We start from the raw sequence: 3,189 nt of genomic DNA on the forward strand, positions 1-3,189 counted from the left end.
TCGATGTGTTTGGCTTCGCCAAACGGCGCTGCGCGCCTACCCCGGATGAACACCTCCGCTCGGCCTGCCGATGGGCCTGAAGATCAAGAGCAGGAGCAAAAGCCAGATCAAGAGCCAGATCAAGAGCCAGATCAAGAGCCCCTCACCCTAGTCCTCTCCCGGAGGGAGAGGGGACTGGCCGAGGTGTTTGGGAGAAGGACACCGACATGAAATACCGAGTCGAACTCAGATTCTGAAAGGCTCAAAAATCAGCTCCCTCTCCTTGGACCATAGCCATCTCCCGGAGGGAGAGAGGACTGACCGAGGTGTTTGAGAGAGCTACGCCGACATGAAATACCGAGTCGAACTCAGATTCTGAAAGATTCACAAATCGGCTCCCTCTCCTTGGGGAGAGGGCTGGGGTGAGGGGCAAACCCAACACAAAACCAAAGCCGACCGCACGCTTCTCACCACTCAACACAATGAGCGTCAGCTCAAGTACCGCTCTTGACCTTCACCAATCAACACAATGAGCGTTAGCTCAAGTACCGCTCCTGATCTTCACCACTCAACACAATGAGCGTCAGCTCGAGTACCGCTCTTGATCTTCACCACTCAACACAATGAGCGTTAGCTCAAGTACCGCTCTTGATCTTAAGCGCCCGTCGGAAGGCTGAGCGGAGGGATTGATCCGGGGTGGGAGCGCAGCGACCGTTTGGCGAAGCCAAACACATCGAGAGGAGGTGCAGCGAAGCAAACCGGAGGCGATGCCCCCCGGATCGATCCCGCAGCGAAGGAACCCGAGCCACAGCGAGGGCCGTACGTCAGGGTAAAGCCTTTTTGGTTACTTTTTCGGCGTCTGGAAAAAGTGACCCGCCGTAAGGGCGGAACCCTAAGCAGCCATCACCGCAGCAACGGATATACACCCAAAACCCAAAAACTCCAGACAACAAAAAGGCGCCCGAAGGCGCCTTTCGCTTACAACAGGCCGTCAGGCCATCTCAGCGGTAGTCTCAAAGTCAAAGGTCAACTCACCATCCTTGATGTCGATGTGAACCACACCGCCATGCTCGGCCAGCTCGCCAAACAGAATCTCCTCCGCCAACGGACGCTTGATCTTGTCCTGAATCAGACGCGCCATCGGACGCGCACCCATCGCCGAGTCATAACCACCCGCCGCCAACCAACTGCGCGCCGCATCAGTAACCTCAAGCAACACACGCTTGTCTTCCAGCTGCGCTTGAAGCTCGGTAAGGAACTTGTCCACCACACTTTTGATGACCTCATGACTGAGGCGACCAAACTGGATAATGGTGTCCAGACGGTTACGGAACTCCGGCGTGAAGCTCTTCTTGATCACTTCCATCGCATCAGACGAGTGGTCCTGATGAGTGAAACCGATCGAAGCACGCGCCGCCGTTTCGGCACCGGCGTTGGTCGTCATGATCACGATCACATTGCGGAAATCCGCCTTGCGCCCGTTGTTATCGGTCAGCGTGCCGTGATCCATGACCTGCAGCAGCAGGTTGAAGACTTCCGGATGCGCCTTCTCGATTTCATCGAGCAGCAATACGCAATGCGGTTGCTTGGTGATCGCTTCGGTCAACAGACCGCCCTGATCAAAACCGACATAGCCTGGAGGCGCACCAATCAGACGCGATACGGTGTGGCGCTCCATGTACTCGGACATGTCGAAGCGAACCAGCTCGATCCCCAAGGCCTTGGCCAATTGCCGCGCGGCCTCGGTTTTACCGACACCGGTCGGACCTGCGAACAGGAACGAACCGACTGGCTTGTCCGGCGACTTGAGGCCGGCACGGGACAGCTTGATCGCAGTCGAAAGCGAATCGATCGCGGCGTCCTGACCAAACACCGTCAGCTTCAGGTCACGCTCCAGATTACGCAGCAGTTCCTTGTCGGAACTGGTGACGTGCTTCGGCGGAATCCGCGCAATCTTCGCCACGATGTCTTCGACCTGTGGCACTTCAATGCGCTTCACACGTTTTTCGACCGGCTGCAGACGCTGGTAGGCGCCCGCCTCGTCGATCACGTCGATGGCCTTGTCCGGCATATGCCGGTCATTGATGTAGCGCGACGCCAGTTCAGCAGCGGCGCGCAACGACTCATCGCTGTATTCGATGTTGTGGTGCGCTTCAAAACGCCCTTTCAGGCCGCGCAGGATGCCGATAGTGTCTTCCACCGACGGCTCGACGACATCGACTTTCTGGAAGCGCCGCGCCAAGGCACGATCCTTCTCGAAGATGCCACGGAACTCCTGGAACGTAGTCGAACCGATGCAACGAATGTCGCCAGACGACAGCAGCGGCTTGAGCAGATTCGAGGCATCCATGACGCCACCGGACGCAGCGCCGGCACCAATAATGGTGTGGATCTCGTCGATGAACAGGATCGCCTGCGGACGCTTTTTCAGTTCATTGAGCAGCGCCTTGAAGCGCTTCTCGAAATCACCGCGATACTTGGTGCCCGCGAGCAAAGCACCAAGGTCGAGCGAGTAAACGACGCTGTTGGCCAGCAGATCCGGCACCTGGTTGTCGACAATGCGCTTGGCCAGACCTTCGGCAATCGCGGTTTTACCCACACCTGCCTCACCGACCAGCAGCGGATTGTTTTTGCGCCGACGCGCAAGAATCTGCGCGACACGCTCGACTTCCGATTCGCGGCCGACCAACGGATCGATGCGACCCTGGCGCGCGAGTTCGTTGAGGTTGCTGGCATAAGCATCCAGAGGATTGCCTGAGGAAGAAGACTCACCGCCCTCGTCGTCCTGCATATCTTGTTCACCTTCAGAGTGATCGCCATGCCCCGGCACTTTGGAAATGCCGTGTGCGATGTAATTGACGACATCGATGCGCGCAACGCTCTGCTGTTTCAGCAGGAACACTGCCTGACTCTCTTGCTCACTGAAGATTGCAACCAGCACATTGGCGCCAGTCACTTCGCGTTTGCCCGAGCTCTGTACGTGGAAAACAGCACGTTGCAGTACACGCTGGAAGCCCAGGGTTGGCTGGGTTTCGCGATCTTCGTCATGAACGGGGATCAATGGCGTGGTGGAGTCGATGAACTCCTGCAGGTCATGCTTGAGTTTGTCGAGGTTTGCGCCGCAGGCACGCAAAACGGTGGCGGCAGCCTCATTGTCCAATAGGGCCAGCAGCAGGTGTTCGACGGTCATGAATTCATGACGATTCGAAC

The 3,189-nt window shown here is 57.3% G+C and carries 1 protein-coding gene; it reads right to left on the reverse strand.

Features of this window, described 5'->3' with window-relative positions:
- Positions 1 to 970: 970 nt before the first annotated feature.
- Positions 971 to 3,189, reverse strand: a 2,219-nt coding sequence (gene clpA / locus ACIONG_RS30110) for an ATP-dependent Clp protease ATP-binding subunit ClpA (protein WP_401304626.1), incomplete at its 5' end; no start/stop codon positions are given.

This window comes from Pseudomonas sp. NPDC087817 (assembly GCF_044742875.1).
Classification (GTDB): Bacteria; Pseudomonadota; Gammaproteobacteria; order Pseudomonadales; family Pseudomonadaceae; genus Aquipseudomonas.